Source organism: Pseudomonas sp. IT-P100, from assembly GCF_949767185.1.
Lineage (GTDB): Bacteria > Pseudomonadota > Gammaproteobacteria > Pseudomonadales > Pseudomonadaceae > Aquipseudomonas > Aquipseudomonas fluorescens_B.
In genome coordinates this window covers 1-25,088 of record NZ_CATKQK010000033.1, presented here as the reverse complement: position 1 = coordinate 25,088, position 25,088 = coordinate 1, and the positions used below count along the sequence as shown (strand labels likewise).

General features: G+C 61.7%; 22 protein-coding genes. 7 read left to right on the top strand and 15 right to left on the bottom strand.

Annotation, left to right across the window (positions count from 1 at the left end):
- Window positions 1-28: 28 nt before the first annotated feature.
- Entirely contained in the window at window positions 29-1,339 is a 1,311-nt protein-coding gene (locus ACM6IQ_RS20580; protein WP_414879682.1) for an MFS transporter, read from the bottom strand.
- Between the two features lie 171 nt (window positions 1,340-1,510).
- Between ACM6IQ_RS20580 and ACM6IQ_RS20575 the strand changes: the two genes are divergently transcribed.
- From ACM6IQ_RS20575 to ACM6IQ_RS20560, 4 genes are all read left to right on the top strand, one after another.
- On the top strand, window positions 1,511-2,638 hold the full coding sequence (locus tag ACM6IQ_RS20575; protein WP_017338625.1) for a sugar diacid recognition domain-containing protein: 1,128 nt from the start codon (window positions 1,511-1,513) through the stop codon (window positions 2,636-2,638).
- A gap of 171 nt (window positions 2,639-2,809) precedes the next feature.
- Entirely contained in the window at window positions 2,810-3,952 is a 1,143-nt protein-coding gene (locus ACM6IQ_RS20570; RefSeq protein ID WP_414879681.1) for a glycerate kinase, read from the top strand.
- A 339-nt stretch (window positions 3,953-4,291) separates the two neighbouring features.
- Window positions 4,292-5,917, top strand: coding sequence for a methyl-accepting chemotaxis protein (locus ACM6IQ_RS20565; protein ID WP_414879680.1), 1,626 nt, complete (start codon window positions 4,292-4,294; stop codon window positions 5,915-5,917).
- 41 nt (window positions 5,918-5,958) lie between these two features.
- Window positions 5,959-7,146 carry a pyridoxal phosphate-dependent aminotransferase gene (locus ACM6IQ_RS20560; RefSeq protein ID WP_414879679.1) on the top strand — a complete coding sequence of 396 codons (1,188 nt, stop codon included), beginning with the start codon at window positions 5,959-5,961 and terminating at the stop codon, window positions 7,144-7,146.
- A 121-nt stretch (window positions 7,147-7,267) separates the two neighbouring features.
- Here the strand turns inward: ACM6IQ_RS20560 and ACM6IQ_RS20555 are convergent, their stop codons facing one another.
- The 10 genes from ACM6IQ_RS20555 to ACM6IQ_RS20510 all read right to left on the bottom strand — a co-directional run bounded on the left by ACM6IQ_RS20555 (window position 7,268) and on the right by ACM6IQ_RS20510 (window position 19,400).
- Window positions 7,268-8,245: a 2-hydroxyacid dehydrogenase gene (locus ACM6IQ_RS20555; protein ID WP_414879860.1), complete on the bottom strand. Its 978-nt coding sequence runs from the start codon at window positions 8,243-8,245 to the stop codon at window positions 7,268-7,270.
- Window positions 8,246-8,266: 21 nt separating this feature from the next.
- A complete protein-coding gene (locus tag ACM6IQ_RS20550) occupies window positions 8,267-9,565 on the bottom strand; it encodes an MFS transporter (protein WP_017338630.1) in 1,299 nt (432 codons plus the stop codon).
- 86 nt (window positions 9,566-9,651) lie between these two features.
- Window positions 9,652-10,656, bottom strand: a complete 1,005-nt coding sequence (locus ACM6IQ_RS20545) for a sugar kinase (protein ID WP_017338631.1) — start codon at window positions 10,654-10,656, stop codon at window positions 9,652-9,654.
- Window positions 10,649-11,431: a sugar phosphate isomerase/epimerase family protein gene (locus tag ACM6IQ_RS20540; protein WP_414879678.1), complete on the bottom strand. Its 783-nt coding sequence runs from the start codon at window positions 11,429-11,431 to the stop codon at window positions 10,649-10,651. Before ACM6IQ_RS20540 ends, ACM6IQ_RS20545 begins: the two co-directional genes overlap by 8 nt.
- A gap of 151 nt (window positions 11,432-11,582) precedes the next feature.
- Entirely contained in the window at window positions 11,583-12,608 is a 1,026-nt protein-coding gene (locus ACM6IQ_RS20535) for a LacI family DNA-binding transcriptional regulator (protein WP_414879677.1), read from the bottom strand.
- 138 nt (window positions 12,609-12,746) lie between these two features.
- Window positions 12,747-13,355 (bottom strand): LysE family translocator, encoded by a 609-nt coding sequence (locus ACM6IQ_RS20530; RefSeq protein WP_414879676.1) that lies wholly within the window; start codon window positions 13,353-13,355, stop codon window positions 12,747-12,749.
- Window positions 13,356-13,407: 52 nt separating this feature from the next.
- Window positions 13,408-14,247, bottom strand: coding sequence for an AraC family ligand binding domain-containing protein (locus ACM6IQ_RS20525; protein ID WP_414879675.1), 840 nt, complete (start codon window positions 14,245-14,247; stop codon window positions 13,408-13,410).
- 76 nt (window positions 14,248-14,323) lie between these two features.
- Window positions 14,324-14,965 (bottom strand): DUF1345 domain-containing protein, encoded by a 642-nt coding sequence (locus tag ACM6IQ_RS20520; RefSeq protein ID WP_017338636.1) that lies wholly within the window; start codon window positions 14,963-14,965, stop codon window positions 14,324-14,326.
- Between the two features lie 163 nt (window positions 14,966-15,128).
- Window positions 15,129-18,227, bottom strand: a complete 3,099-nt coding sequence (locus ACM6IQ_RS20515) for a multidrug efflux RND transporter permease subunit (RefSeq protein WP_414879674.1) — start codon at window positions 18,225-18,227, stop codon at window positions 15,129-15,131.
- A 15-nt stretch (window positions 18,228-18,242) separates the two neighbouring features.
- Window positions 18,243-19,400 (bottom strand): efflux RND transporter periplasmic adaptor subunit, encoded by a 1,158-nt coding sequence (locus ACM6IQ_RS20510; protein ID WP_017338638.1) that lies wholly within the window; start codon window positions 19,398-19,400, stop codon window positions 18,243-18,245.
- A gap of 293 nt (window positions 19,401-19,693) precedes the next feature.
- Here ACM6IQ_RS20510 and ACM6IQ_RS20505 point away from each other — a divergent pair, with 293 nt between their 5' ends.
- Window positions 19,694-20,395 (top strand): response regulator transcription factor, encoded by a 702-nt coding sequence (locus ACM6IQ_RS20505; protein WP_017338639.1) that lies wholly within the window; start codon window positions 19,694-19,696, stop codon window positions 20,393-20,395.
- 4 nt (window positions 20,396-20,399) lie between these two features.
- Window positions 20,400-21,701: an ATP-binding protein gene (locus tag ACM6IQ_RS20500; RefSeq protein ID WP_017338640.1), complete on the top strand. Its 1,302-nt coding sequence runs from the start codon at window positions 20,400-20,402 to the stop codon at window positions 21,699-21,701.
- A 38-nt stretch (window positions 21,702-21,739) separates the two neighbouring features.
- Here the strand turns inward: ACM6IQ_RS20500 and ACM6IQ_RS20495 are convergent, their stop codons facing one another.
- The 4 genes from ACM6IQ_RS20495 to ACM6IQ_RS20480 are packed head-to-tail and all read right to left on the bottom strand — an operon-like array spanning window position 21,740 to window position 24,164.
- Entirely contained in the window at window positions 21,740-22,507 is a 768-nt protein-coding gene (locus ACM6IQ_RS20495; RefSeq protein WP_414879673.1) for an anti-sigma factor family protein, read from the bottom strand.
- Window positions 22,504-23,001, bottom strand: coding sequence for an RNA polymerase sigma factor (locus ACM6IQ_RS20490; protein WP_202967131.1), 498 nt, complete (start codon window positions 22,999-23,001; stop codon window positions 22,504-22,506). Before ACM6IQ_RS20490 ends, ACM6IQ_RS20495 begins: the two co-directional genes overlap by 4 nt.
- Window positions 23,002-23,047: 46 nt before the next feature.
- The gene (locus tag ACM6IQ_RS20485) at window positions 23,048-23,578 is read right to left on the bottom strand and encodes a tetratricopeptide repeat protein (RefSeq protein WP_414879672.1); all 531 of its coding nucleotides are present in this window, start codon (window positions 23,576-23,578) and stop codon (window positions 23,048-23,050) included.
- Window positions 23,579-23,603: 25 nt separating this feature from the next.
- Window positions 23,604-24,164, bottom strand: a complete 561-nt coding sequence (locus tag ACM6IQ_RS20480) for a cytochrome b (protein ID WP_017338644.1) — start codon at window positions 24,162-24,164, stop codon at window positions 23,604-23,606.
- A gap of 137 nt (window positions 24,165-24,301) precedes the next feature.
- Here ACM6IQ_RS20480 and ACM6IQ_RS20475 point away from each other — a divergent pair, with 137 nt between their 5' ends.
- Window positions 24,302-25,072 (top strand): class I SAM-dependent methyltransferase, encoded by a 771-nt coding sequence (locus tag ACM6IQ_RS20475; RefSeq protein ID WP_414879671.1) that lies wholly within the window; start codon window positions 24,302-24,304, stop codon window positions 25,070-25,072.
- Window positions 25,073-25,088: the final 16 nt, after the last annotated feature.

Here is a 25,088-nt window from a genome sequence, read left to right as displayed (position 1 = left end):
GCCCGCTCCCACACTGGATCTGCGTCTATCAGACGCGCAAGGTGCGTGTCATGCGCAATGCCAGCAAACTACCGCAGACAATCACGCCTGCCAGCAGGTACAGCGCGGCGTCGGTCGAGCCGGTGCTGTCCTTGACCCAGCCCACGAGGTACGGGCTAAGGAAACCCGCCATCTGGCCCATGGAATTGATCAATGCCAACCCACCCGCCGCAGCGCCGGCGCTCAGCAGTGCGGTCGGCACCGGCCAGAACATCGGCAGGCCGGTGAGGGCGCCCATGGTGGCGATGGTCAGGCCGAGAATCGCAATGGCTGGCGTGGTGGCGAAGTTCACCGCGATCAGCAGGCCGACAGCGCCCATCAGCATCGGCACCACCAAATGCCAGCGACGTTCTTTGCGCAAGTCCGCCGAGCGGCCGACCATCAGCATGAACAGCGCCGCCAGCAGATACGGAATGGCACTCAACCAGCCAATCACCAGGTTATCGCTGAAACCCAGGTTCTTGATGATCGACGGCAGCCAGAAGTTGATCGCGTACACGCCGCTCTGGATGCAGAAGTAGATCAAGCCAAAGGCCCAGATCGCCGGGTTCTTGAACACCGCCAGCAGCGAGTCGGTGGTGGATTTCGGTTTGTTGGCCAGGTCTTCGGCGTGGTCGGCTTCCAGCACCGAGCGCTCGAACGGCGTGAGCCACTTGGCGTTGGCGTAACTGTCGCTGAGCAGGAAGTAGGCGAGGGCGCCGAGGATCACGGTCGGAATGCCTTGCAGCAGGAACATCCACTGCCAGCCGGCCAAACCACCCTGGCCTGCGGCGAAGTGGTTGAGGATCCAGCCGGAAAACGGGCTGCCGAGCAGGCCGGACACCGGGATTGCCGACATGAACAGCGCCATGATGCGACCACGACGGAAGGTCGGGAACCACTGCGAGAGGTACAGCACCACGCCCGGAAAGAACCCGGCTTCGGCCGCGCCGGTGAACAGGCGCAAGGTGTAGAACTCGGTCGGGGTGGTGACGAACAGCAGGCAGGTCGACAGCGTGCCCCAGACGATCATCATCAGCGCGATCCAGCGGCGCGGGCCGAATCTGGTCAACGCCAGATTGCTTGGCACGCCGCACAGCACGTAGCCGATAAAGAAGATGCCGGCCCCGAGGCCATACACGGTTTCGCTGAATTTCAGTGCGTCGAGCATCTGCAGCTTGGCAAATCCAACGTTCACCCGGTCGAGGTAGTTGAACAGGTAGCAGATGAAAATGAAGGGGATCAAACGCAGGGTAATGCGTTTGTAGACGGCATTTTTTTCGTCAACGATGGCCTGGGTAGCGGCGGCGCTCTGTGACATGGCGGGCTCTCTCTTTATTATGATTTTTTGCGATGCAAAGGGTAACGTTGATCGCCCTGAGAGTCTCGGCCACCCTTATGGTTGCTGTCTTTGTGCCTGAGCACAGGGTTTGTCATCCAGCCCTGTGCGGGTGAACAACCCTGATCCATTACGCCTCCAAGGATTACGCCTATGTTCGAACTCGATCACGACCTGGCCCAGGACATCGTCGACCGGGCGATGGCCATCCTGCCGTACAACGTCAACGTCATGGACAGCCAGGGGTTGATACTCGGCAGCGGTGAGCCCGAGCGGGTCAACACCCGGCACGAAGGCGCGCAACTGGTGCTGGCCAACGGGCGCGTGGTGGAAATCGATGCGCAAACGGCGATCCATCTCAAAGGTGTGCAACCGGGGATCAACCTGCCGCTATTGCTCGACCAACGCTTGATCGGCGTGTTGGGCATCACCGGTGAGCCTGAGCAATTGCGCACCTATGCCGAACTGGTGCGCATGACCGCCGAGATGCTGGTAGGCCAGCGCAACCAGCAAGCCGAGCAACAATGGCGGCGCCAGCGTTGCGACGACCTGCTGGCGCTGCTGCTGAGCGAGGCGGGGGAGTCGCCGCGGCTGATCGATGAAGCGCAGCAGCTTGGGCTCAAACCGCAGATGACACGGGTTCCGTATCTGTTCGAGCTGGGGACGGAACACGGACCGGGGCAAACCGTCGAGGCACTCAGCGCCTGGCTGACCTCGCGTTACCCGGACAGTTGGTGCGTGAGTTCGGCCAAGTCTTCGTTGCTGTGGTGCCGACCGGCGAGCCAGGCAATCGAAAACGACCGGCTGCTGGAAAAGCTCGACGGCCTTGGCTGGAATATCTTGCGCATCGCCGTGGGCGGGCAGGCGGATGGTTTGTCGGGCTTGCGCCGTTGCTATCGGCGGGTCGGTGACTTGCTGGCCTACGGGCGTGATGTCCTGCCGCATTCGCGCTTGCTGACACTGACTCGTTATCGCCTGCCGGTGATGCTCTGGCGGCACCGCAACGACGATGCGCTGGACGAACTGCTCAAACCTCTGCGCAAAGTCATCGCCAAGGACGGTAATGGTCAACTGCTGGCGACCCTGCGCAGCTGGTGCGATCACGACGGCCAGAGCCAGGCCTGTGCCGATGCGTTGGGGATTCATCGCAACAGTTTGCGTTATCGCATGGAGCGGATTGCCGAGCTTAGTGGCGTGGATCCGTTGAGACTCGATGGCATGCTCGCCCTTTACCTCGGCGTACAATTGCTCCCACAAACAGATGCGCCGCACGTGACGTAGGCGCTAGCGTCGATGGTGATCTCAAGAACACCTTCGCCTCCAGCATCAATGCTGACTGGATCACAGGTTTTGTAGAAATGAACAATAATCCTCCCTGGCGCTTGTGCAGCGGACCGGCGTTATTGTTCTGGCCTGCTGGCAGCATGAGGGCCTTGGAACTGGAGAACTCGCATGAAGATCGTCATCGCCCCCGATTCGTTCAAGGACAGCCTGAGTGCCCAGGGTGTGGCCGATGCCATTGCCCTCGGGTTGGGGCAAGTATGGCCCGATGCGCAGTTGGTCAAATGCCCGATGGCCGACGGCGGGGAAGGGACGGTCGAGTCGGTTCTGGCGGCCTGTGATGGCCAACTGCGTCGTACCAACGTCCGAGGCCCGCTGGGCACAACGGTCGACGCCGCGTGGGGCTGGCTGCCACAGAGCCTGACCGCAATCATCGAAATGGCCGAGGCCAGTGGTTTGCAACTCGTTCCACCCGCGCAGCGTGATGCGTGCATCAGCAGCACGTTCGGCACCGGCGAGCTGATTCGCGCCGCGCTCGATGCCGGCGCGAAACGAGTGATCCTCGCGATTGGTGGTAGCGCCACCAACGACGGCGGTTCCGGGGCGATGCAAGCCCTGGGCGTGAAGTGGCTGGATGCCCAGGGCGAACCCCTGGCGCCGGGCGGTCTGGCGCTGGCGCAACTGGCCCGCATCGATCTGAGTGACATTGATCCGCGTCTGGCCCGAGTGCGCTTCGATATCGCCGCCGACGTCAACAATCCGCTGTGCGGCCCTCACGGCGCCTCTGCGATTTTCGGCCCACAAAAAGGCGCAACGCCGGAGCAGGTCGAACAACTGGATCGTGCACTCGGACACTTTGCCGAGCTGTGCGCCCAAGTCCTCAACAAAGACGTACGCGACGAACCCGGTAGCGGCGCAGCGGGCGGTCTGGGGTTTGGCGCCAAGGCGTTTCTCGGCGCGCAGTTCAAGGCCGGCGTTGAAGTGGTCGCCGAACTGGTTGGCCTGGCCGAGGCGGTGAAGGACGCCGACCTGGTGATCACCGGCGAAGGCCGTTTCGATGCGCAAACCTTGCGCGGCAAGACACCGTTTGGTGTGGCGCGAATCGCTCGGCAACACGGTGTGCCGGTGATCGTCATCGCCGGCACGTTGGGTGAGGGCTATCAGGCCTTGTACGAGCATGGCATCGATGCCGCGTTTGCCTTGGCGAGCGGGCCGATGACACTGGAACAAGCGTGCACCGAGGCTCCCCGGTTGTTGTGTGAACGGGCGAGCGATATTGCGCGCGTCTGGCAAATTGCTGCACGCAAAACCTGACCCTGCCATCAAGCCTGGCACCTCTTTGTGGCGAGGAAGCTTGCTCCCGCTCGGGTGCGCAGCAGCCGCCGTTTTTGGGGCCGCTTCGCAGCCCAGCGGGAGCAAGCTCCCTCGCCACAATGTTCTGATCGCCATGTGTTTCATCGGTGAAACACTTGTGCCCCCTTGAAAAATATTTCGCAAATCCGCGCAAAAATCCTCAACTCCAGCCGATACAGCTATCAGGCGCACACAAACCTATTACAACAGTGGCGCCAGCCTGAACGGTGCGCTTCTATGCCCGCCCGCCAGTGATCACGGCAAGGATGCTCGAAGCCTCTATCCCCCGAGTATCGTCCTATGTCCTTGCGTAATCTGAATATCGCGCCTCGAGCTTTCCTGGGTTTCGCCTTCATTGCCTTGCTGGTGATTGTGCTGGGTGTGTTTGCGGTCAACCGCATGTCGATCATCCGCCAGTCCTCGATCGACATGGGTAGCACCCAACTGCCCAGCGTCGGCTTCCTGGGCAATGTCACCGAAAATATCCTGCGCATGCGCATTCTGTCGTTCCGCATTCTGGTCAACCGCGAGCCGGCCAGTCTGCAGGAAGCTGAAACCCGTATCGGCGTGTTGACCGACAAGGCACTCAAGGCTCAGGCCAGCTACGCCGCATTGCCGATGGGCCCGGACGAAGCGGCGCTGTACAAGGAGTTCAGCGCAACCCTGGATAAATACATGCAAGCCCAGCGCGAAATGTTGGACCTGTCGCGCCAGAACAGACTTGACGAGATGCGCACCCTGATCAATACACGGATCAAGGACGGCACGGACAAAATGGGCGAACAGCTCAATCGATTGGTGACTTACAACACCGAGGGCGCCAAAGCAGCAGGGTTCGTCGCCGAAGACAACTACAACACCGCCGTGAACGGAATCATCGGGGTGTCCGTGGTGGCGGCGCTCATGACAGTGCTGCTGGCCTGGCTGCTGACCCGCAGCATCGTCACGCCGTTGAACCGTGCGGTGCAGGCAGCGGAAACCATCGCCGGCGGTAACCTGACCAAAGCCATTGAAATCGATGGCAAGGACGAGCCGGCCCGATTGCTCGGCGCCTTGTCCACCATGCAAGGCAACCTGCGCAAAACCATCGAGCAGATCGCCGGCTCCGCCACGCAACTGGGCGCTGCCGCCGAAGAACTCAGCGCCGTGACCGAAGAAGCGTCCCGCGGCCTGCAACAGCAAAACAACGAAATCGAACAGGCCGCTACCGCCGTCAACGAAATGACTGCGGCCGTGGAAGAAGTGGCGCGCAACGCCGTATCGACCTCGGAAGCCTCGAACCAGTCGACCCAGGCCGCCCGCGAAGGTCGCGACCGCGTGGTGGAAACCGTCGACGCCATCCAGACCATGACCCACGACGTGCAAAACACCTCGCTGATGATCGAAGGCCTGGCGACGCAAGGCCGGGACATCGGCAAGGTGCTGGACGTGATCCGTGCCATCGCCGAACAGACCAACCTGCTGGCCCTGAACGCGGCGATCGAAGCGGCCCGCGCCGGTGAAGCCGGGCGTGGTTTTGCGGTGGTGGCGGACGAGGTCCGGGCGTTGGCGCATCGCACTGCGCAATCGACTCAGGAAATCGAGAAGATGGTCGCCGGCATTCAGAACGGCACCGGCGAGGCGGTGTCGTCGATGCAGCAAAGCAATCAGCGCACCCAAAGCACCCTGGAAATGGCCCGTGCCGCCGGTATTGCGCTGGAGCAGATCACCCAGTCGATCCACTTGATCAACGAACGCAACCTGGTCATTGCCAGCGCGTCCGAAGAGCAGGCGCAGGTGTCTCGTGAAGTCGATCGCAACCTGGTGAACATCCGCGACCTCGCCACCCAGTCCGCTGCCGGGGCCAATCAGACCAGTGCCGCTACCCACGAACTGTCGCGCCTGGCCGTTGATTTGAATGCAATGGTGGCGCGTTTCGTGATTTGAGATAGGGTTGAGGCTAGGAACACGCGCGACTGGAGAAATACATGCGCTACTCAGCCTTGACCCAACGAATCGCCGGCGACGGCGCTGCGGCCTGGCAAATTCATTACCGAGCATTGGAGTTACGAGAGCAAGGCGTCGATGTGTTGCTGCTGTCGGTGGGTGATCCGGACTTCGATACGCCGCGACCCATCGTTCAGGCGTGCATCGACAGCCTGTTGGCCGGCGATACCCATTACGCAGAAGTACGCGGCAGTCGTGGGCTGCGCGACAGCATCGTCACCCGTCATCGGCGGCGCAGTGGGCAGACGGTGGATGTCGATGAAGTGATCGTGATGCCCGGCGCGCAATGCGGGGTGTATTCGGTCGTGCAATGCCTGCTCGATCCTGGCGACGAAGTGATTGTCGCCGAACCCATGTACGTGACCTATGAAGGCGTGTTCGGCGCATGCGGCGCCCGGGTGGTGCCGGTGCCGGTGCGTCCGGAGAACGGCTTTCGGGTTGATCCGGCGGATGTCGCGGCGCTGATTACGCCGAAAACCCGTGCCATGTTGCTCAACAGTCCCAACAACCCTTCCGGCGCCAGCTTGCCGCTGATGCTCTGGCAGGAACTGGCGTCGCTCTGTGTTCGGCACAACCTGTGGCTGATCAGTGACGAGGTCTACAGCGATCTGTTGTACGAAGGCGAGCACATCAGCCCGGCCAGTCTGCCGGGCATGGCCGAGCGGACCGCGACGATCGACAGCCTGTCCAAATCCCACGCCATGAGCGGCTGGCGAGTGGGCTGGGTGATCGGGCCGAAAACCTTGATCGACCATCTGGAACACCTGTCGTTGTGCATGCTGTTTGGCATCCCGGATTTTGTGCAGAACGCGGCGCAAGTCGCGCTGGACGGGAATCTGCCGGAAGTGGCAATGATGCGGGAGGAATACCGTCAGCGTCGCGACCTGGTGTGCGCGAGCCTGAACGCGTGCCCGGGTTTGCGGGCGGTACGGCCGGATGGCGGGATGTTCGTGATGGTCGATGTGCGCCAGACCGGGCTGACTGCCCAGCATTTCGCCGAGCGGCTGCTGGAGGGCTATGGTGTGTCAGTGCTGGCCGGCGAAGCGTTCGGGCCAAGCGCGGCGGGGCATATCCGGATCGGGCTGGTGGTCGATCGGCAGAAACTGGCGGATGCGTGTCGGCGGATTGCGTTGTGTGCGGCGGATCTTCTTGAGGCGCGGCGGGCCTGAGACATTTGCGTTGTCTGTGCGGGCCTCATCGCGGGCAAGCCCGCTCCCACAAGGTTTTGTGAACGCCACAGATCCAATGTGGGAGCAGCTAGCGATAGCTATCTGACAAACTCCAAGTCCCTCAGCCCTGCCACGCCCGCTCATTCACCAGATTCTTCGGCCGCCCACCCGCCAGCGCCGTCAACAGGTTGTCTACCGCACACGTGGCCATCGCTTCCCGCGTTTCATGGGTCGCCGAGCCAATGTGCGGCGTCGCCACCACGTTGTTCAACTGCAACAGCGGCGAGTCTGGATTCAACGGTTCACGCTCGAACACATCCAGCCCCGCCGCGCGAATCTGCCCCGAACGCAATGCCTCGATCAGCGCTGCTTCGTCCACGACTTTGCCCCGTGAAATATTGATGAAGATGGTTTCCGGACGCATCAGCGCAAATTGCTCGGCGCCGATCAATCCTTCGGTTTCAGCGGTCAGTGGCAAGGTCAGGCAAACGAAATCGGCCTGTTGCAACAGCTCCGGAAGGCTGCGGTACTGCGCCTTGAAGCGCTGCTCAATCGCCGGTTTCGGCGAGTGGCTGTGATAGATCACCGGCATGCCGAAACCGAAATGCCCGCGCTGGGCCAGCGCTTCGCCAATCCGGCCCATGCCGATGATGCCCAGGGTTTTACCGTGCACATCAGTGCCGAACTGTGCAGGGCCGATGTTGCGTTTCCACTGGCCGGCGCGAACCATGTTCGCCAGTTCCACCACGCGCCGGGCCGTCGCCAGGATCAGCGCGAAACCGGTGTCGGCGGTGGTTTCGGTGAGGACATCCGGGGTGTTGCTGAGCAGGATGCGCCGCTCGGTCAGGTAGTCGATGTCGTAGTTGTCGACACCCACCGAGACGCTGGCGATGGCTTGCAGATCTGGCGCAAGGTCGAGCAACCCGGCGTCCAGTTTCAGGCTGGCACCGAGCAAGCCTTGGGCGCGGGGCAGGGCCTCACGCAGTTGCGCGAGCCCGTCGGCGTCGAGATTGTCGATCAGCGTCACCTCCGTCTGCTCATGCAGGCGAGCCATCAGCAGCGGCGAAAGTTTCTTGTACAACACAACCTGCTTTTTCATCGTATTCATCTCTGCATCAATTCAAGGATGGGCGGCGGTAGGGCGCGTTACCGCAACCGAGGGACGCTCCCGGTCACTTGCACCGGGCTTGAGGAAAATCGTCAGCACCACCGAAAGCATCAGTGCACCGCTCATCAGCAGGTATGACGCGCCGGGTGAACCGGTGGAGCTGTTCAGGTAACCGACCAGATAGGAACCGCCAAACGAACCCAACGCGCCCATGCTGTTGATCAACGCCATCGCACCGCCTGCCACGTTGGCCGGGAGGATTTCCGGAATGATCGCGAAGAACGGTCCGTACGGTGCGTACATGCAGGCGCCGGCAATCACCAGCAGGGTGTACGACCACCAGAAGTGTTCGGCGCCCAGCGCGTACGATCCGTAGAAGGCAATCGAGGCGATCAGCAGCGGCGGCCAGACGAAGCGTTTACGCTTTTGCAGTTTGTCCGAACCCCAGGACACCAGCAGCATGCCGATGACCGCCGCCAGGTACGGCAGCGCGGAGAGCCAGCCGGCTTCGACCATGTCCATTTGCGCGCCGGCCTTGAGGATCGACGGCAGCCACAGCACGAAACCGTAGACGCCGATGCTCCAGCAGAAAAACTGCAAGGCCAGGATGATCACTTTCGGTGAGCGGAAGGCTTCGGCGTAGTTCTTCACGGCTTTGATGCCGACCTGTTCGGCGGCGAGGGCGCTTTCCAGATCCTGCTTTTCCTGGTCGCTGAGCCACTTGGCCTCGGCCGGACGATCATCGGCCAGACGCCACCAGATAAATGCCCAGAGCACAGCCGGCAAGCCTTCAATGATGAACATCCAGCGCCAGCTGAAATGCTGCACCAGATAACCCGACACCACCGACATCCAGAGCATGGTTACCGGGTTGCCGAGAATCAGGAAGGTGTTGGCCCGGGAGCGTTCGGCGCGGGTGAACCAGTGGCACAGGTAAATCAGCATCGCCGGCATCACGGCGGCTTCGACCACCCCGAGCATGAAGCGAATGACGATCAGCCAGTAGGCGTTGGAGACGATCCCGGTCAAGGTGGCCAGGCTGCCCCAGAGGATCAGGCTGACGAATATCAGTTTCTTCACGCTGTGCTTTTGCGCGTAGATCGCCCCCGGCACCTGGAAGAAAAAGTAACCGAGGAAGAACAGTGCGCCGAGCATCGACGACAGGCCGGGCGTGATCATCAGGTCGGCGGCCATCCCGGAGGCGGCCGCGAAGCCGTAGTTGGCGCGGTCCAGGTACGCCAGGCTGTAGGTGATGAAGACGATGGGCATGATGTACCACCAGCGGCGGGCGGCAAGCGTTGCGGTTTTCATGATGGTGCTCCTGAGCTTGTTGTTTTTGTCGCAGCAGGTAACGGGTTCAAATCTTCGGTGATTGAGCAGGCCTCATCGCTAGCAGGCTAGCTCCCACACTGGATCTGTAGGCGACACAAATCCCCTGTGGGAGCCAGCCTGCTGGCGAGAGCGGTTTCGAATTCGGCGGACATTTCGGAACGGGTCGGCAACCCCTCCATATCCCCCCGACTTTGCACTGCCCGGCTGCCGATCCAGTTGGCGCGCTTCACGGCGTCGGCAAAGCTGTGGTTTTCCAGCAGCGCGCTGATCATGCCGACGGCAAAACCATCACCGGCACCGACGGTGTCGACCACGGTTTCCACGGGCACGCCCGCCACGAAACCTTCATCCAGATGCGTGCGGTAATAAGCGCCGTGGGGGCCGAGCTTGATCGCTACGGCTTCGGCGCCCCGGTCGAGGTAAAACGCCGCGATGTCGGCAGGGTCTTCGAAGCCGGTCAGCAATCGGCCTTCGCTCAAACCCGGCAGCACCCAGTCGGCGAGGGCGGCGAGGCGGTTGGTCTCGGTAATCATCTGTTGCGTGCTGGCCCACAGGCTCGGACGCAGGTTTGGATCGAAGGACACACTGCGCCCGGCCTCGCGCATGCGCGTCATCAGTTCGAACGACATCTGCCGCGCCGTTTCCGATAGCGCTGCAGGAATGCCGGTGGCGTGCAAGTGCCGCGCCTTGAGCAACTCGGGGAGGATGGACTGCGGCGACAAGTGACTCGCCGCCGATCCGCGCCGGAAATACTCGACCATCGGGTCGTCGCCATCGTCGGTGCGCGACTTGAGCTGAAACCCGGTCGGGTGTTCAGCATCGATCGCAACGTTGCTGCAATCGATGCCTTCCTTTCTCAGCGTGTCGATCACGAACCGGCCCAGCGAATCGTCGCCGACCCGGCTCAGCCATGCCACGTTGAATCCCAGTCGCGACAAGCCGATGGCGACGTTGCTGTCGGCCCCGGCAATGCGCTTGTGGAAGTGGTCGACGTTCGCCAGGTCGCCGTTGTGATCCGCGACGAACATGGCCATGGTTTCGCCGAACGACAGGATATCGATCTCAGGCATGAGCGCTCTCCACGCAAGGTTGGCCGAGGCGGGCGAGGGCGGCGACATGCTCGGTGGTGAGCTGCACCAGGTCGTCGCCTTGCAGTGGATATTCCGCGGCCCGCATTACGCCTTGGGCCATGTGCCGCAACAGTTGTTCCCACAGATGCAGGTCGCTGGCGGCAGGCGGTATGGCAACCAGTTTGCCGTCGTCCCGACGCGAGACGGCTTTGCAGTGCACGTAGCCGACATGCCGACCGAGCAGGCGCGCGGCGCTGCTGGCGGACTGGTCCTGCCAATGCCAGTTGCCGATGTCGAAGGTCATGTTGATTGGCAGATGGTGTTGCTCGACCGCCGCGAAAAAGCGCTGGAAGGGTTCGATGCGTCCACCGTGCAAGGTCTGATCGTTTTCCACCAGCAACTGCACGGCGCTTTTGCCGAGGATCTGTGCGAGGGTCCTGAGGTCGCAGGTATCCGTGAAGTAACCGAGGGACACCTTCAGCCATTTGGCACCGAAAGCCTGGGCGCGTTGCAGGGCTGTGGTCAATTGGGGATTGGGTTTCGACTGCCCGGCCAGCCACAGTTCCATCGGCGAGGAATACACGCTTTCGAGGCCCTTGGCCTGTGCGGCATCGGCCAGTTGTGCGGGGTCTTCGATCGTCAGCAACTCTTCGCGCCATTCGATGCAATGGGCACCGGCGGCGTACAGGATATCGACGAAACTGCCTTGGCCGCGTTGGCGAACCAGATCGGCGCCGTAGCTGGAGAGGCTGATGGAAACGGGTGGTTTATGCATTGTTCTAGACCTCTGAAACCGGTTTCATTTTTGTTCAAAAAAAAGGATGAGGTGGTGTGGTGATGGCCCATCGCTGGCAACTAGCTCCCACATTGGGCTGCGAATACGGACCACTGTGGGAGCTAGCCTGCTAGCGATGGGGCCGGTCCATTCACCGACAGTTTCCAAGGGTCGACCCCCGTTCAATCAACCGCGCCGAAAAATCCAGGGTCCGCACCGGCCCGTCATCCCCACGCAAACGCTTGAGCAAGCACTCAAACGCGCTCGCGCCAATCTCGGCCGTCGGTTGGGCGAGGGCGGTGATGCCGCTGCCCACCAGCGGATACCAATCCAGGTCGTCGAGGGCAATCAGACCGATCTCTTCAAACAGGTTGCACTTCAACTCGCGCAACGCATGGGTGGCGGCCAGCGCCGCAATCCCGTTCGCGCAGAACAGCGTCTTCGGGCCGGGGCCGGGTGTATCGAGAAAGGTTTTGAGGTGTGCCGTGAGCTCACTGCCGGTTTCGATCAGCGTCCCGCGCAGCGCCGAACGCTGGGCGATCTGCGCCTTGAAGCTGACGCTGCGTTCGATCCGCGAACTGGTGCCGTCATACGGTTCGCTCACCATCAGCACATCGCGATAACCGCGATCTTCAAGGTGGGCCATGGCGATCTCGACCGCTTGCGGGTTGTCCAGCCCGACCATGTCGCTTTCAAGGTGCTCGACCTTGCGGTCCACCAGCACCAGGGGCATTTCCCGATGCAGTTCCTGCAAGGCGTCGCGGTGGTGGCCGAGGGTGTTCACGATCAGCCCTTCGATGTTGTAGGAGCGCAGCAGGGCCAGGTGCTGGCATTCCTGCTCGTCATCGCGGTCGGTGTTGCACACCACCAGGCTGTAGCCGTGCTGACGGCAGGCGGTTTCCACCCCGTGCATCACGGCAATCGAATAAGGGTTGCGAATGTCGGCGACCAGCATGCCGATCAGGCGGGTCCGCCCGCGTTTCAGGCCGCGAGCCATCTGGTTCGGCTGATAGCCCAATTCGGCAATCGCCTGTTCGATGCGCAAGGCCGTCGCATCGGACAGCAAGGCGCGATCATCGCCGATGAACCGCGACACGCTGGCCTTGGAGACTTTGGCGTGCTCGGCAACATCAAGCATGGTGACGCGGCTGCGTTGGGCGGCGGAGAAATCGTTCACGGGCTGAAACCTTCTTATTGGAGTTATAAGGTTCGTGCGATCGGGATGGCACTGAAACCGGTTTCAGAAGACAGCAAAACCCAATTCACTGTCAAGTCCTGCATCGTCGATTGTCCGACAATGGCCGACGAATGGGATTCAGGCCCAAAGACTCAACCAGGCCGAACCCAACAGCAACAGAGCCATGCAGCGATTGAAACGTTGCATCGCCCGGGGCGAGCGCAACCACTGCGCAGACCCCGCGCCGAGCAATGCCCAGACCCCAAGGCACGGCAGGGATATCAGGAAAAACGCGAGGGACAAATACATCACGTGAACCAGGCGCTCTTCACCGCCCCCGGCAAAGACACTGACCACGGCCAGCGCCATCATCCAGGTTTTCGGGTTGATCAATTGCAGGCCGGCGGCGCCCACCCACCCGAGTCGGGCATCGGTGTCCCGCGCGGTCACGGCTTCGGCCGGGGCGCTGAAGATCTGCCAGGACAGGTAACTCAGCCAGGCCACGCCGATCCACTGCATCGCGGTTTGCACCGAGGGCAACGCGGTCAGCGAGGAGCCGGCGCCGCTACCGACCAACAACACAATGGTCGCAGCACTGGCGCAGGCGCCAAAAATGATCGGCACGGCGGCGGCCAGCCCGTAGCGGGCACTGTTGCTCAACACCAGAATGTTGGTCGGACCGGGCGTGATCGACGCCACGAACGCAAACAACAGGAAGGGCAGTAACGTCGGGAAAGTGGACAACATCGCAGGCAAACTCCGCTGAAGATCGTTGAAGCCGATCTTCACAACCCCGCGATCAACTGTCTGGAAGATTTGAGCAGCGCTTGCGATACAACGCTGGCGTCAGGCCATAAGCCCGTACAAACCAGCGCCCCAGATGGCTCTGATCGGCAAATCCCAGTGCCATCGCCACCGCCGCCGGTTGTTCGCCACGGGCCAGCATTCGCCTCGCCTTGGCCAGGCGCAATTGCACCAGGTACGCGTGGGGTGCCATGCCGTAGGCAGCCTTGAAAGCGCGGGTCAGGCGGAAACGGTCGACGCCTGTTGCGGCGGCGAGTTGATCAAGGCCGATGTCCTCGTGAACATGGGCGTGCAGATACTCCCGAGCCTTGTGCGCCACCAATGGTAAACGCGGGTCCTCGCCGTAACGGACGCGCCAGTGCAAATGAGTGGTGAGGCGTTCGAGCAAACCGTCGAGGGCGGTCTGGCGGACGATTTTCAGTTCACTTTGATGCAGCGCCTGAAATGCTTGGCTGGTGGCATTGGCCAGACGTATGTCGGTGGCCAGTGTCTTGGCGAAGCTCAACTCACTGTTGTCGGGCGCGTTGTCGAAAACAGCGCTGAGTTCGCGCTGCAACCACTGCGGGTCGAGGTACAGCATGCGGTAGGTGAAACCGTCGACCGTTGGCGCTTCGCCGTCATGAATATCACCCGGCTCAAGCAAGAACACCTTGCCCGGCGTGCTCTGGTGCCTGGCCCTCCGACAGTTGAACTGCTGAACCCCTTGTTCGGTGACCCCCACCAGATAGCTGTCATGCCAGTGCGGATCGTAGGCGTGGCCCTCGAAATGCGCGCGCAGCGTCTCGATGCCGGTGTCGGCGTCCTGGGCCAGGTCGATCCAGTTGTGAGTGGTCATGCTGCACCTGTGAGACGGATTGCCGACTTATTTAACGCCCGTGGCGAGGGCGATGCCTAGAACGTTTGTGCACGAATCAGTTGAACAGGCCTGCGGCGATGTTGATCGAAAAGCCGAGGATCGCCGTGTTGAACAGAAAACCGATCAGCGATTGCGCCAGCACAATCTTGCGCAGATCCCGGGTTGCCACGCCGACATCGGAAGTCTGCACCGCCGCGCTGATGGTGAACGAGAAATACAGGAAGTCCCAGTAATTGGGGGTGGTCAGGCCTTCGGCAAAGCGCAGTGCCGGGTCTTTTCCATCCCAGGTGTAGAACAGACGGGCGTAATGCACGCTGAAAATAACCCCGATCAACAGCCATGAACCGATCACGGTCAGCGCGGTGAAACCGTAGTGCAGCAGCTTGCGGGTGGTTTCCAGTTCCCGGCTGCCGGCGAGTTCGAAACCAATGGTCGCCAGGCTCGCAATCGCAGCGATGCACACCACGAACAGCACCATTCCAGCGTTTTCATCTTCGACCTCGGCGATGCGCTTCACGTCCGGCGCTTTGGAGCGTGCAGTGAGCCAGAGCATCAGCAGGAGGTAGGTCCAGACACCGGCGTTCCAGCCGAAGAGAATTTTGCTGATGATCGAGTCGGCCGGAGCCAGAATGCCCACCGCGACGCCGAGCGTGACGGCAGCGGACAGGCGAGGGTGGGTGCGGGGGAGGAGGGGCATTGGAGTTCACAGAGGCAGAAGTCTGCCCACCATAGCCCAGGTAAACACGCTTTTGTAGGCGCTGCCGAAGGCTGCGATCTTTTGAAGTTGCAGAAGACTGCCGAAAGGCAAGATCAAAGGATCGCAGCCTTCGGCAGCTCCTACAGGGGATGAGCCATGTTGGTTAGCGATCTTTATGCCGCTTGCGCACCAGTTTCATCACCACCACAAAAAACACCGGCACAAACACCACCGCCAGTGTCGCGGTGATCATCCCGCCAATCACCCCGGTGCCGATGGCCTGCTGGCTCGCCGAGCTGGCACCGGTGGCGATCGCCAGCGGCACTACGCCGAGGATGAACGCCAGGGACGTCATGACGATCGGCCGCAGGCGCAGGCGCGCGGCTTGCAGCGTGGCGTCGATCAGGTCGTGACCTTCGTCGTACAGGCTCTTGGCGAATTCGATGATCAGGATCGCGTTCTTCGCCGACAGGCCGATGATGGTGATCAGCCCTACCTTGAAGAACACGTCGTTGGGCATTCCGCGCAAGGTTACTGCCAGCACCGCACCGAGTACGCCGAGCGGCACCACCAGCAGCACCGAGGTCGGAATCGACCAGCTTTCATACAACGCCGCCAGGCACAGGAACACGATCAGCAACGACAAGCCGAGCAGAATCGGTGCCTGACTGCCGGACAGCCGTTCCTGCAACGACAACCCGGTCCATTCCTGACCCAACCCTGCAGGCCCTTGCGCGACCAGCCGTTCGATTTCCGCCATGGCTTCACCGGTGCTGTGACCCGGTTTCGGTTCGCCGGAAATACTGATCGCCGGGTAGCCGTTGTAACGGGTCAATTGCGCCGGTCCCTGGGTCCATTTGGCCTGGACGAAGGCCGAGAGCGGTACCATTTTCCCGCTGCTGTTGCGCACATGGATCTTCAGCAGATCGGCGACCTGACTGCGCTGATCACCTTCAGCCTGGACCACCACCCGTTGCATCCGCCCCTGATTGGGGAAGTCGTTGATGTAGGCCGAACCGACAGCAGCGGACAGCACGCTGCCGACGTCGGCGAACGAAACCCCCAACGCATTCGCCTGTTTGCGGTCCACGATCAGTTGCACCTGCGGCGCTTCGGCCAGCGCGCTTTCGCGCACGTTCATCAGGATCGGGCTTTTCTCGGCAGCCGCCAGCAACTGGGTGCGCGCCTGCATCAGCGTGGCATGGCCGAGGCCGCCACGGTCCTGCAAGCGGAACTCGAAACCGCTGGAGGTGCCAAGGCCGTCCACCGGTGGCGGCAGGACCGAGAACGCCATAGCGTCCTTGATCTGGCTGAACGCGATGTTGGCGCGGTCGGCAATCGAACTCGCCGAGTCGTCGTTGCCGCGATCCGACCAGTCTTTCAACGTGGTAAAAGCCAGCGCCGCGTTCTGCCCGCTGCCGGAGAAGCTGAAGCCGAGGATCACCGTGCTGTCGCCAACGCCGGGTTCCTTGGCGTTGTGGGCTTCGATCTGCTCGACCACCTGCACCGTGCGATTCTTGCTCGCGCCGGGCGGCAATTGAATGTCGGTGATGGTGTACCCCTGATCCTCCACCGGCAGGAACGAAGAGGGCAGGCGACTGAAACACAGGCCCAGACCGATCAGCAATACGCCATAGATCATCAGGTAGCGGCCGCTGCGTTTCAGCGCATAGGCGACCCAGCCCTGATAACGCTCGGTCAGTTGCTCGAAGCGCTTGTTGAACCAGCCGAAGAAACCGCCCTTGGCGTGATGGTCGCCCTTGGCAATCGGCTTGAGCAGCGTTGCGCAGAGCGCCGGGGTCAAGGTCAGGGCGAGGAACGCCGAGAACAGAATCGAGGTGGCCATCGACAACGAGAACTGCCGGTAAATCACCCCGACCGAACCCTGCATGAACGCCATCGGAATGAACACCGCCACCAGCACCAGGGTAATGCCGATGATCGCGCCGGTTATCTGCTTCATCGCCTTGCGGGTCGCCTCTTTCGGCGACAGGCCTTCGGTGACCATGATCCGCTCGACGTTCTCCACCACGACGATGGCGTCGTCCACCAGAATGCCAATGGCCAGCACCATGCCGAACATGGTCAGCACGTTGATCGAGAACCCCAGCGCGAGCATGGTCGCAAAAGTGCCCATCAATGCCACCGGCACCACCAGGGTCGGGATCAGCGTGTAGCGGATGTTTTGCAGAAACAGGAACATCACCGCGAACACCAGCACCATCGCCTCGACCAGGGTGTAAACCACTTTGGTGATCGAGACTTTGACGAAGGGCGACGTGTCGTAGGGGATCTTGTATTCGACGTTGGCCGGGAAGTAGCGCGCCAGTTCATCCATCTTCGCCCGCACCAGCGTCGCGGTGCTCAGGGCATTGGCGCCGGGCGACAACTGCACGCCGACGGCGGTGGACGGCTTGCCGTTCAGGCGCGTGCCGAACTGATATTCCTGGCTGCCGATCTCGACCCGCGCCACATCGCCGATGCGCACCGTCGAACCGTCAGCATTGGCCTTGAGCACGATGTCGGAAAATTCTTCCGGGGTCGACAGCTGCCCTTTCACCAGAATGGTCGCGGTGATTTCCTGTGTGGTGCGGGTCGGCAGATCGCCGATGCTGCCGGCCGAGACCTGCGCGTTCTGCGCGACGATGGCCGCGTTGACGTCGGCCGGTGTCAGGTTGAAACCAATCAGCTTCTGCGGGTCGATCCAGATCCGCATCGCCCGTTCGGCACCGTACAGCTGAGCCTTGCCGACACCGTCCAGACGCTTGATCTCGTTCATCACGTTGCGCGCCAGGTAATCGCTGAGCGCCACGTCGTCGAGCTTGCCGTCAGTGGAGGTCAGGGTAATCAGCAGGAGGAAGCCGGCGGAGACTTTCTCCACTTGCAAGCCTTGCTGATTGACCGCTTGCGGCAGGCGTGACTCCACGACTTTCAGGCGGTTTTGCACATCCACCTGGGCCATTTCCGGGTTCGTGCCCGGCTGGAAAGTCGCCTTGATCGTGGCGCTGCCGAGACTGCTTTGGGACTCGAAATACAACAGATGATCGGCGCCGTTGAGCTCTTCCTCGATCAGGCTGACCACGCTTTCGTCCACGGTTTGCGCCGAGGCGCCGGGGTACACTGCATTGATTTCGATCTGCGGCGGCGCGACATCGGGGTACTGCGCCACCGGCAACTGTGGAATGGCCAAGGCGCCAGCCAGCAGGATGAACAGGGCAACCACCCAGGCGAACACCGGGCGATCGATAAAGAACTGCGGCATAAAAAAGCGTCCTGCTTACTGACCAGTGGCCTGGGCAAGTGGAAGAGGGGAATCGTCGATCTGCACTTTCTCGCCGGGCTTGGCGTGTTGCAGGCCTTCGATGACGATGCGGTCGCCGGGCTTGAGGCCTGCGGTGACGATCCAGCGATCGTTTTGCACGGCGCCCAGCTCGACCGGTTGCTGGCCGACCCGTTGATCCGCATCGAGCAACAGCACCTGAGCAATACCGGCGCTGTCACGCTGGATGGCCCGTTGCGGCACGCTGATGCCTTGCTGATTCACCGCTTGCTCCAGCCGCACCCGCACAAAGCTGCCGGGCAGCAAGTCGAGGTCCGGGTTGGGGAACTCGCTGCGCAGGATGATCTGGCCGGTGCCCGGGTCGACAGTGATGTCGGTGAACAGCAGCTTGCCCGGCAACGGATAAAGGCTGCCGTCGTCCTGGATCAGCGTGGCTTTGGCCTGACCCTGACCCACTTCCTGCAACTGACCGGAACGGAAGGCGCGACGCAGGTCGTTGAGTTCACGGGTCGATTGAGTCAGGTCGGCATGAATCGGGTTCAGCTGCTGAATCAATGCCAGTGGCGTGGTTTCGTTCTGCCCGACCAACGCACCTTCGGTGACCAGTGCACGGCCGATGCGCCCGGAAATCGGCGCGGTGACGGTGGCGTAGCCGAGGTTGAGTTTCGCCCGCTCCACGGCGGCCTTGTTGGCGGCGACCTCGGCGGCGGTTTGCCGCACGGCGGAACGCGCGTTGTCGTAGTCCTGGCCGCTGATGGCATTGCCTTCGATCAACTGGGCATAACGCTGCTCTTGCAGGCGCGCCTGAAAGGCATTGGCCTCGGCTTTTCGCAGTTCCGCTTCGGCACTGTCCAGGTCAGCCTTGAAAGGGGCAGGGTCGATGCGAAACAGCACGTCGCCTTTCTTCACATCGCTGCCTTCGTGGAAGACCCGTTGCAAAACGACGCCGGCGACACGGGCGCGAACTTCGGCGATCCGGGGCGCGGCAATCCGCCCGCTCAGTTCGCTGGTGATCGACAGAGGCCGGGCGTCGAGGGTTTCGACGCGCACGGTGGCCAATGGCGCCTGTTCTTCGGCGTTGGAGGACTTGTCACAAGCGCTCAGCGTCATCGCCAGTGCCAGCAGGCTGAGCTTGGCAAGCAGGTTCTTTGACATGTAAATACCCCAATAATGAACTCCCGCATCCTACGGGGAGGCGACGAGGGTAGCGGTGAAGCTTTGTTGGTGCTGTGTGAAATTGTGTAAGGGTTTTACTCAGGCAGGGGTGAGGGCGTATATCCTTCGTGGCTTGATTCTTTCAGCGCTTGTCTTGCTGCCATCGCTAGCAGGCTATCTCCCACAGGGGTTGATGTGAGCACAGGTTTTGTGAACATCCCCTATCAACTGTGGGAGCTAGCCTGCTAGCGATGCCGGCACAACAGGCGCCACTGCACTTTCTGGAAACACCCATGCCCAACATCCTCCTGGTCGAAGACGACACCGCGCTCTCCGAACTGATTGCCAGCTACCTGGAACGCAACGGTTATTCCGTCAGTGTGATCAGCCGAGGCGATCACGTGCGCGAGCGCGCGCGGATCAATCCGCCGGACCTGGTGATCCTCGACCTGATGTTGCCGGGCCTCGACGGCCTGCAAGTCTGTCGCTTGCTGCGAGCGGACTCGGCCACGCTGCCGATCCTGATGCTGACCGCCCGGGACGACAGCCACGATCAGGTGCTGGGCCTGGAAATGGGCGCCGATGACTACGTCACCAAACCTTGCGAACCCCGTGTGTTGCTGGCTCGCGTCCGTACGCTGTTGCGCCGCAGCAGCCTTAGCGAGCCGCAGACCGCCAACGACCGCATTCTCATGGGCAATCTGTGCATCGACCTGTCCGAGCGCACCGTGACCTGGCGCGAACAACTGGTCGAACTGTCCAGCGGCGAATACAACCTGCTGGTGGTGCTGGCCCGACATGCCGGTGAAGTGCTGAGTCGTGACCAGATCCTGCAACGCCTGCGCGGTATCGAATTCAACGGCACCGACCGATCGGTGGACGTGGCGATCTCCAAGTTGCGGCGCAAATTCGACGATAACGCTGGCGAAGCGCGCAAGATCAAGACCGTGTGGGGCAAGGGTTATCTGTTCAGCCGCTCCGAATGGGAATGCTGAGGCGATGTTCAGAATCCTGTTTCGCCTGTATCTGGTGACGATCGTCTCCTACAGCGCGGCGATTTATCTGGTGCCGGACGTGGTGATCAAGGTCTTCCAGGAGCGCTTCGTTACCTACAACCTCGATTATTCCCGCGGGCTGCAAACCCTCATCGTCAAGCAGTTCCACGCCGTGCCCGAGGCACAATGGCCGGCGTTGGCGAGCGAAATGGACAAGGAATTCAACCCGCTGCGCATCGTGCTGACCGGCAGTGACGATCCTGGCTTGACCCCGGCAGAGCAGCAGCGTCTGCAGCGTGGCGAAAGCGTGGTGCGCATTGGCGACTGGGGCTGGCGCACCTTGGCGGTGACACCGTTGAACCCACAAACGGTGGTGCAAATGGTCGTGCCGCCGGACCCGCTGGACGTCAATCTGTTGTACTGGAGCATCAACGTGCTGATCGGTGCGACGATGCTGGCGTGTCTGCTGGCCTGGCTGCGCCCGCACTGGCGCGATCTGGAACGCCTCAAAGGCACTGCCGAGCGCTTCGGTAAGGGGCACTTGAGTGAGCGCACGAAGATTTCCGCCAGCTCCAACATCGGTAGCCTGGCCCACGTGTTCGACACCATGGCGGGCGACATTGAAAACCTGCTCAACCAGCAGCGGGATTTACTCGACGCGGTCTCCCACGAGCTGCGCACGCCGCTGACACGGCTGGACTTTGGCCTGGCCCTGGCGCTGTCCGACGACTTGCCGGCCGCCAGCCGCGAGCGTTTGCAAGGCCTGGTTGCGCACATCCGCGAACTCGACGAACTGGTGCTGGAGCTGCTCTCCTACAGCCGCCTGCAAAACCCGGCGCGTTTGCCGGAACAGGTCGAAGTGTCGCTGGACGAATTCATCGACAGCATTCTGGGCAGTGTCGACGAAGAACTGGATTCTCCGGAAATCGTGATTGACGTGCTGCTTCACGGCCAGCTCGAACGCTTCAGTCTCGACCCGCGCCTCACCGCTCGCGCCATTCAGAACCTGCTGCGCAACGCGATGCGCTATTGCGAGAAGCGCATTCAGATTGGTGTGAAGGTCTGCGCAAAGGGGTGTGAAATCTGGGTCGATGACGACGGGATCGGCATTCCCGATGACGAACGTGAGCGGATTTTTGAGCCGTTCTACCGCCTGGACCGCAGTCGGGACAGAGCGACGGGCGGGTTTGGATTGGGGCTGGCGATCAGCCGAAGGGCGCTGGAGGCGCAGGGCGGTACACTCACGGTCGAGCCTTCACCGCTGGGGGGCGCGCGGTTTCGGTCGTGGCTTCCCACCCCTGCATGAATCAGCGCAATTCCTGAGGCGAGGCGCGACCTGTTTGATCAAGCGCTCAACCGGCCGCGCAGCACCTTCGCCATCTCTTCCAGTTCCGACGCCGGGTTATGTCCGATCAGCATCCACGCATGCTCCATATCGGCCCAATACACCACGTTCATCCCGTGCCGACGCTCGTGTGCGAAGTGTCGGCTGCCGCTGTTGGCGCGGGTGACGCACAGCGCCATGGGGCCATGCGCCGGGTCCAGATAAGTAATCTGGGCGATGGGCATGCCGTCGTACTCGAGGATCTGCGAGCGCTTGAGTTCGACGCGTGGCAGGGCCAGTTCCCCTGGTAAAAGGCTCAGTCCCAGGCGTGCGTCGATGGTGCGCAGTTGCGCACGTTGCGTGGCTTCGTCGTTGGGCAGGTGTTCCAGGGTTTGTGGCACATAAAGCACCATGTAGTCCGCCACCAGACCACGCCAGTTGTTCTTCTGCTGACTCGCCTGCCAGCCCAGGAACAACCGGTCCGCCAGCACACCGCTCACCACCAGGCCGGCCGCGGCGGCAAGAAACCAGCGTCGACTCATCGCCGGCGGGGCTGGCGAGGGCAAGGTGTCGAGCATGGCGTGCAAGCGGTCCAACGGTGCCTGTTGTGTCACTTCCTCGTAGGCCTCCCGGAATGGCAGGCTGCTGCGGGCCAGCCATTGCAGGCGCAGGTTGAGCGTCGAATCTTCGGCGATGGCCGCGTCGATACGGCTGCGCTGGTCGCTATCGAGCTGGTCGTCAAGGTAAGCCACCAGTTGCTCATCCGACGGTTTCGCGTGATCGTTCATCGACGTTCTCCGGTGGTGGGGTTCGGCACGGCGTGCAACGGCGGATACTCGGCCAGTTTCGCCCGTGCAGCGGCCAGTCGGCTCATGACCGTGCCGATGGGCACGTCCAGCACTTCGGCGACTTCGCGATAGGACAAGCCTTCGACGTAGGCCAGAAAAACGGTTTCGCGCTGGGCTTCGGGCAGTGCATCGACGCGCCGGATCACCTGCGTCGCGAGCACGTGGGTTTGCGCGACATGCTCACCGTCGAACGACAAGGCGTTGTCGGCATCCACCAGCCCCTGGCCCTGACGCACCCGCCGCGAGCGCACTTCGTTGAGCCAGATCGAATGCAGGATGCTCAGCAGCCAGCGGTCCATGCGGGTGCCGGGGACAAATTGCCCGGCTCGTTCAAGCGCCCGCACGCAGGTGGCCTGCACCAGGTCTTCGGCGACATGCCGTTGCCGGGACAGCAGCAGGCCGTAGCGCCATAAACGCGCCAGGTGCTGGCCCAGCTCTGCCCGTATTGCCTGATCGCTGGCGATGGCGACCTCCGTCCCGTCAGGTTTTCGATGAATCGTGGATGGCTTCGGCCAGGTCCTGGTATTCCTCACAGGTGTTGCCGCAAATCGATTTGATCTGCTGCAACTGCTCTTGTGCAAGATCCAGGCGGCCTTTGATCACATAAGCTTCGCCGAGGTACTCGCGGACTTGCGCGTACTGTGGATCGAGTTCGACCGATTTCAGGTAATAACCAATGCCCTCGTCGGTGCGCCCCAGTTTACGCGTGGCATAGCCGCGGTAGTTAAGCGCCTTGGCGGTGTTCGGGTTTTTCAGCGTATCGAGCAAGGCCAGGGCTTCTTCATAACGCCCGTCCTTGGCCAGGCGGTAGGCGTAGTCGGTGCGATCGGCATCCGGTACGAGGCTACTGGTCTGCATCACGCATTTCTGCGATTTGCTGTCCCAGACCTGGCCTTTGGGACAATTGGGTTTGGCGGGTTCTTCGTCATCGCCATTGGCCAATGCCAGGGAGCTGGACAATGCAACGGCGAGCAGCAGTGGGGCACTAAAAACAGCAAAACGGCTATTCATGGCGAAGCTCCAGAGATTATTCGTATCAGTCCAAACCACGGCCCGGCAACATGCGGCGCAACGTGTTATCACGCAAGCCGTAATGGTGAACCAGAGCCATGAGCGCATGCAGCCCGGCCAGTATCACAATGGCCCACGCCACCTGTTCATGCAGACCGCCGAACACCGATTTCATGCTTTTATCGAAGGTGATCAAGGTTGGGACATCGAACAGGCCAAAAAAGTTGAACGGTTCTGCCTGGGCCCAGCGAAACAGGAAACCCAGCACGATTTGACTCAGCAACAACGCATAGAGCGCCAGGTGCGCGGTCTTCGCCAGACTATTCATGACGCCCCGATTGGCGGGCGGCAAGCGCCGGCCCCGGGACAGGCGCCAGAGCAGTCGGCTGAGTACGATCACCGCGAGCAGGAGGCCGCAGGAAATGTGCAATGCCTGCAGTTCCTTGCGCAGTGGCGTGCCCTTGGCCAGTTGTTCCCAGACCTGGGCACTGGCGAACAGGCCAATCACCAGCACGGCGGTCAGCCAGTGCAGCATCATGGTCAGGCGGTCGTAACGTATCGGCGAATCCGGGTTCAGGTTGTTCACGGGCGATCCTCATGGGTGATGCCAAGTGAACACCGCAGGGTGAACAATTATTCATTTCTTTCTGGCGGTCTTTTCAAGGAAAGCGCAAATCGAGGCGCTATGCTCGACAGCGTTCGAAGTCGTAGTGGAGCGTTGTCATGAAACAGGTCCATCACTCAGCGGCCGCCGGTTACAAATCGGCTGCCGACACCTACGTTCGCGGTCGCCCGGATTATCCGCCACAAGTAGCCGATTGGCTGACAGACACGCTGGGTTTGAATGCGGATAAATCCGTGGTCGATCTGGGCGCCGGGACTGGCAAGTTCACCGGTCGGCTGGTAGCGACCGGGGCGCTGGTGATTGCCGTGGAGCCGGTGCCGCAGATGCTCGAAAAACTGTCTGAAGCCTGGCCTGATGTTTTGGCGGTAAGCGGCACGGCCACGGACCTGCCGCTGCCGGACGCATCGGTGGATGTGGTGATCTGCGCCCAGGCCTTTCACTGGTTTGCCAGCGGCGAAGCCCTGACTGAAATTGCCCGGGTCCTCAAACCCGGCGGCAAGCTGGGGCTGGTGTGGAACCTGCGCGACACGCGCGTGCGCTGGGTGCCCAAACTGGATGCGATCGTCAATGCGCTGGAGGGCGATACCCCGCGTTTCTACACCGGAGCCTGGCGTCGGGCTTTTCCGCATGCCGCGTTCGGACCGCTGCAAGAGCAGCAATTCAGCCATGGGCATACGGGCGCGCCGGAAGATGTGATTTTCAACCGAGTGCGCTCCACCAGTTTCGTCTCGGCATTGCCGGCAGCGGAGCGGGCGACAGTGGATGAGCAGATGCGGGTGTTGGTGGATGCCGAGCCTGAACTGCGGGGCAAGGACGTGGTGACGGTGCCGTATGTGACGGCGGCGTTTGTGGCGGTGAAAGTCAGTTAGATCGGTGGTGCGGCCA

What these genes read in the sequence shown, in the direction of transcription:
- ACM6IQ_RS20500 (WP_017338640.1), top strand. Translation starts at nt 20,400, where the DNA reads ATGTTCAGAATCCTGTTTCGCCTGTATCTGGTGACGATCGTCTCCTAC.
- ACM6IQ_RS20475 (WP_414879671.1), top strand. Translation starts at nt 24,302, where the DNA reads ATGAAACAGGTCCATCACTCAGCGGCCGCCGGTTACAAATCGGCTGCC.
- ACM6IQ_RS20505 (WP_017338639.1), top strand. Translation starts at nt 19,694, where the DNA reads ATGCCCAACATCCTCCTGGTCGAAGACGACACCGCGCTCTCCGAACTG.
- ACM6IQ_RS20530 (WP_414879676.1), bottom strand. Translation starts at nt 13,355, where the DNA reads ATGTTGTCCACTTTCCCGACGTTACTGCCCTTCCTGTTGTTTGCGTTC.
- ACM6IQ_RS20560 (WP_414879679.1), top strand. Translation starts at nt 5,959, where the DNA reads ATGCGCTACTCAGCCTTGACCCAACGAATCGCCGGCGACGGCGCTGCG.
- ACM6IQ_RS20565 (WP_414879680.1), top strand. Translation starts at nt 4,292, where the DNA reads ATGTCCTTGCGTAATCTGAATATCGCGCCTCGAGCTTTCCTGGGTTTC.
- ACM6IQ_RS20525 (WP_414879675.1), bottom strand. Translation starts at nt 14,247, where the DNA reads ATGACCACTCACAACTGGATCGACCTGGCCCAGGACGCCGACACCGGC.
- ACM6IQ_RS20550 (WP_017338630.1), bottom strand. Translation starts at nt 9,565, where the DNA reads ATGAAAACCGCAACGCTTGCCGCCCGCCGCTGGTGGTACATCATGCCC.
- ACM6IQ_RS20520 (WP_017338636.1), bottom strand. Translation starts at nt 14,965, where the DNA reads ATGCCCCTCCTCCCCCGCACCCACCCTCGCCTGTCCGCTGCCGTCACG.
- ACM6IQ_RS20575 (WP_017338625.1), top strand. Translation starts at nt 1,511, where the DNA reads ATGTTCGAACTCGATCACGACCTGGCCCAGGACATCGTCGACCGGGCG.
- ACM6IQ_RS20510 (WP_017338638.1), bottom strand. Translation starts at nt 19,400, where the DNA reads ATGTCAAAGAACCTGCTTGCCAAGCTCAGCCTGCTGGCACTGGCGATG.
- ACM6IQ_RS20545 (WP_017338631.1), bottom strand. Translation starts at nt 10,656, where the DNA reads ATGCCTGAGATCGATATCCTGTCGTTCGGCGAAACCATGGCCATGTTC.
- ACM6IQ_RS20540 (WP_414879678.1), bottom strand. Translation starts at nt 11,431, where the DNA reads ATGCATAAACCACCCGTTTCCATCAGCCTCTCCAGCTACGGCGCCGAT.
- ACM6IQ_RS20570 (WP_414879681.1), top strand. Translation starts at nt 2,810, where the DNA reads ATGAAGATCGTCATCGCCCCCGATTCGTTCAAGGACAGCCTGAGTGCC.
- ACM6IQ_RS20485 (WP_414879672.1), bottom strand. Translation starts at nt 23,578, where the DNA reads ATGAATAGCCGTTTTGCTGTTTTTAGTGCCCCACTGCTGCTCGCCGTT.
- ACM6IQ_RS20555 (WP_414879860.1), bottom strand. Translation starts at nt 8,245, where the DNA reads ATGAAAAAGCAGGTTGTGTTGTACAAGAAACTTTCGCCGCTGCTGATG.
- ACM6IQ_RS20515 (WP_414879674.1), bottom strand. Translation starts at nt 18,227, where the DNA reads ATGCCGCAGTTCTTTATCGATCGCCCGGTGTTCGCCTGGGTGGTTGCC.
- ACM6IQ_RS20580 (WP_414879682.1), bottom strand. Translation starts at nt 1,339, where the DNA reads ATGTCACAGAGCGCCGCCGCTACCCAGGCCATCGTTGACGAAAAAAAT.
- ACM6IQ_RS20495 (WP_414879673.1), bottom strand. Translation starts at nt 22,507, where the DNA reads ATGAACGATCACGCGAAACCGTCGGATGAGCAACTGGTGGCTTACCTT.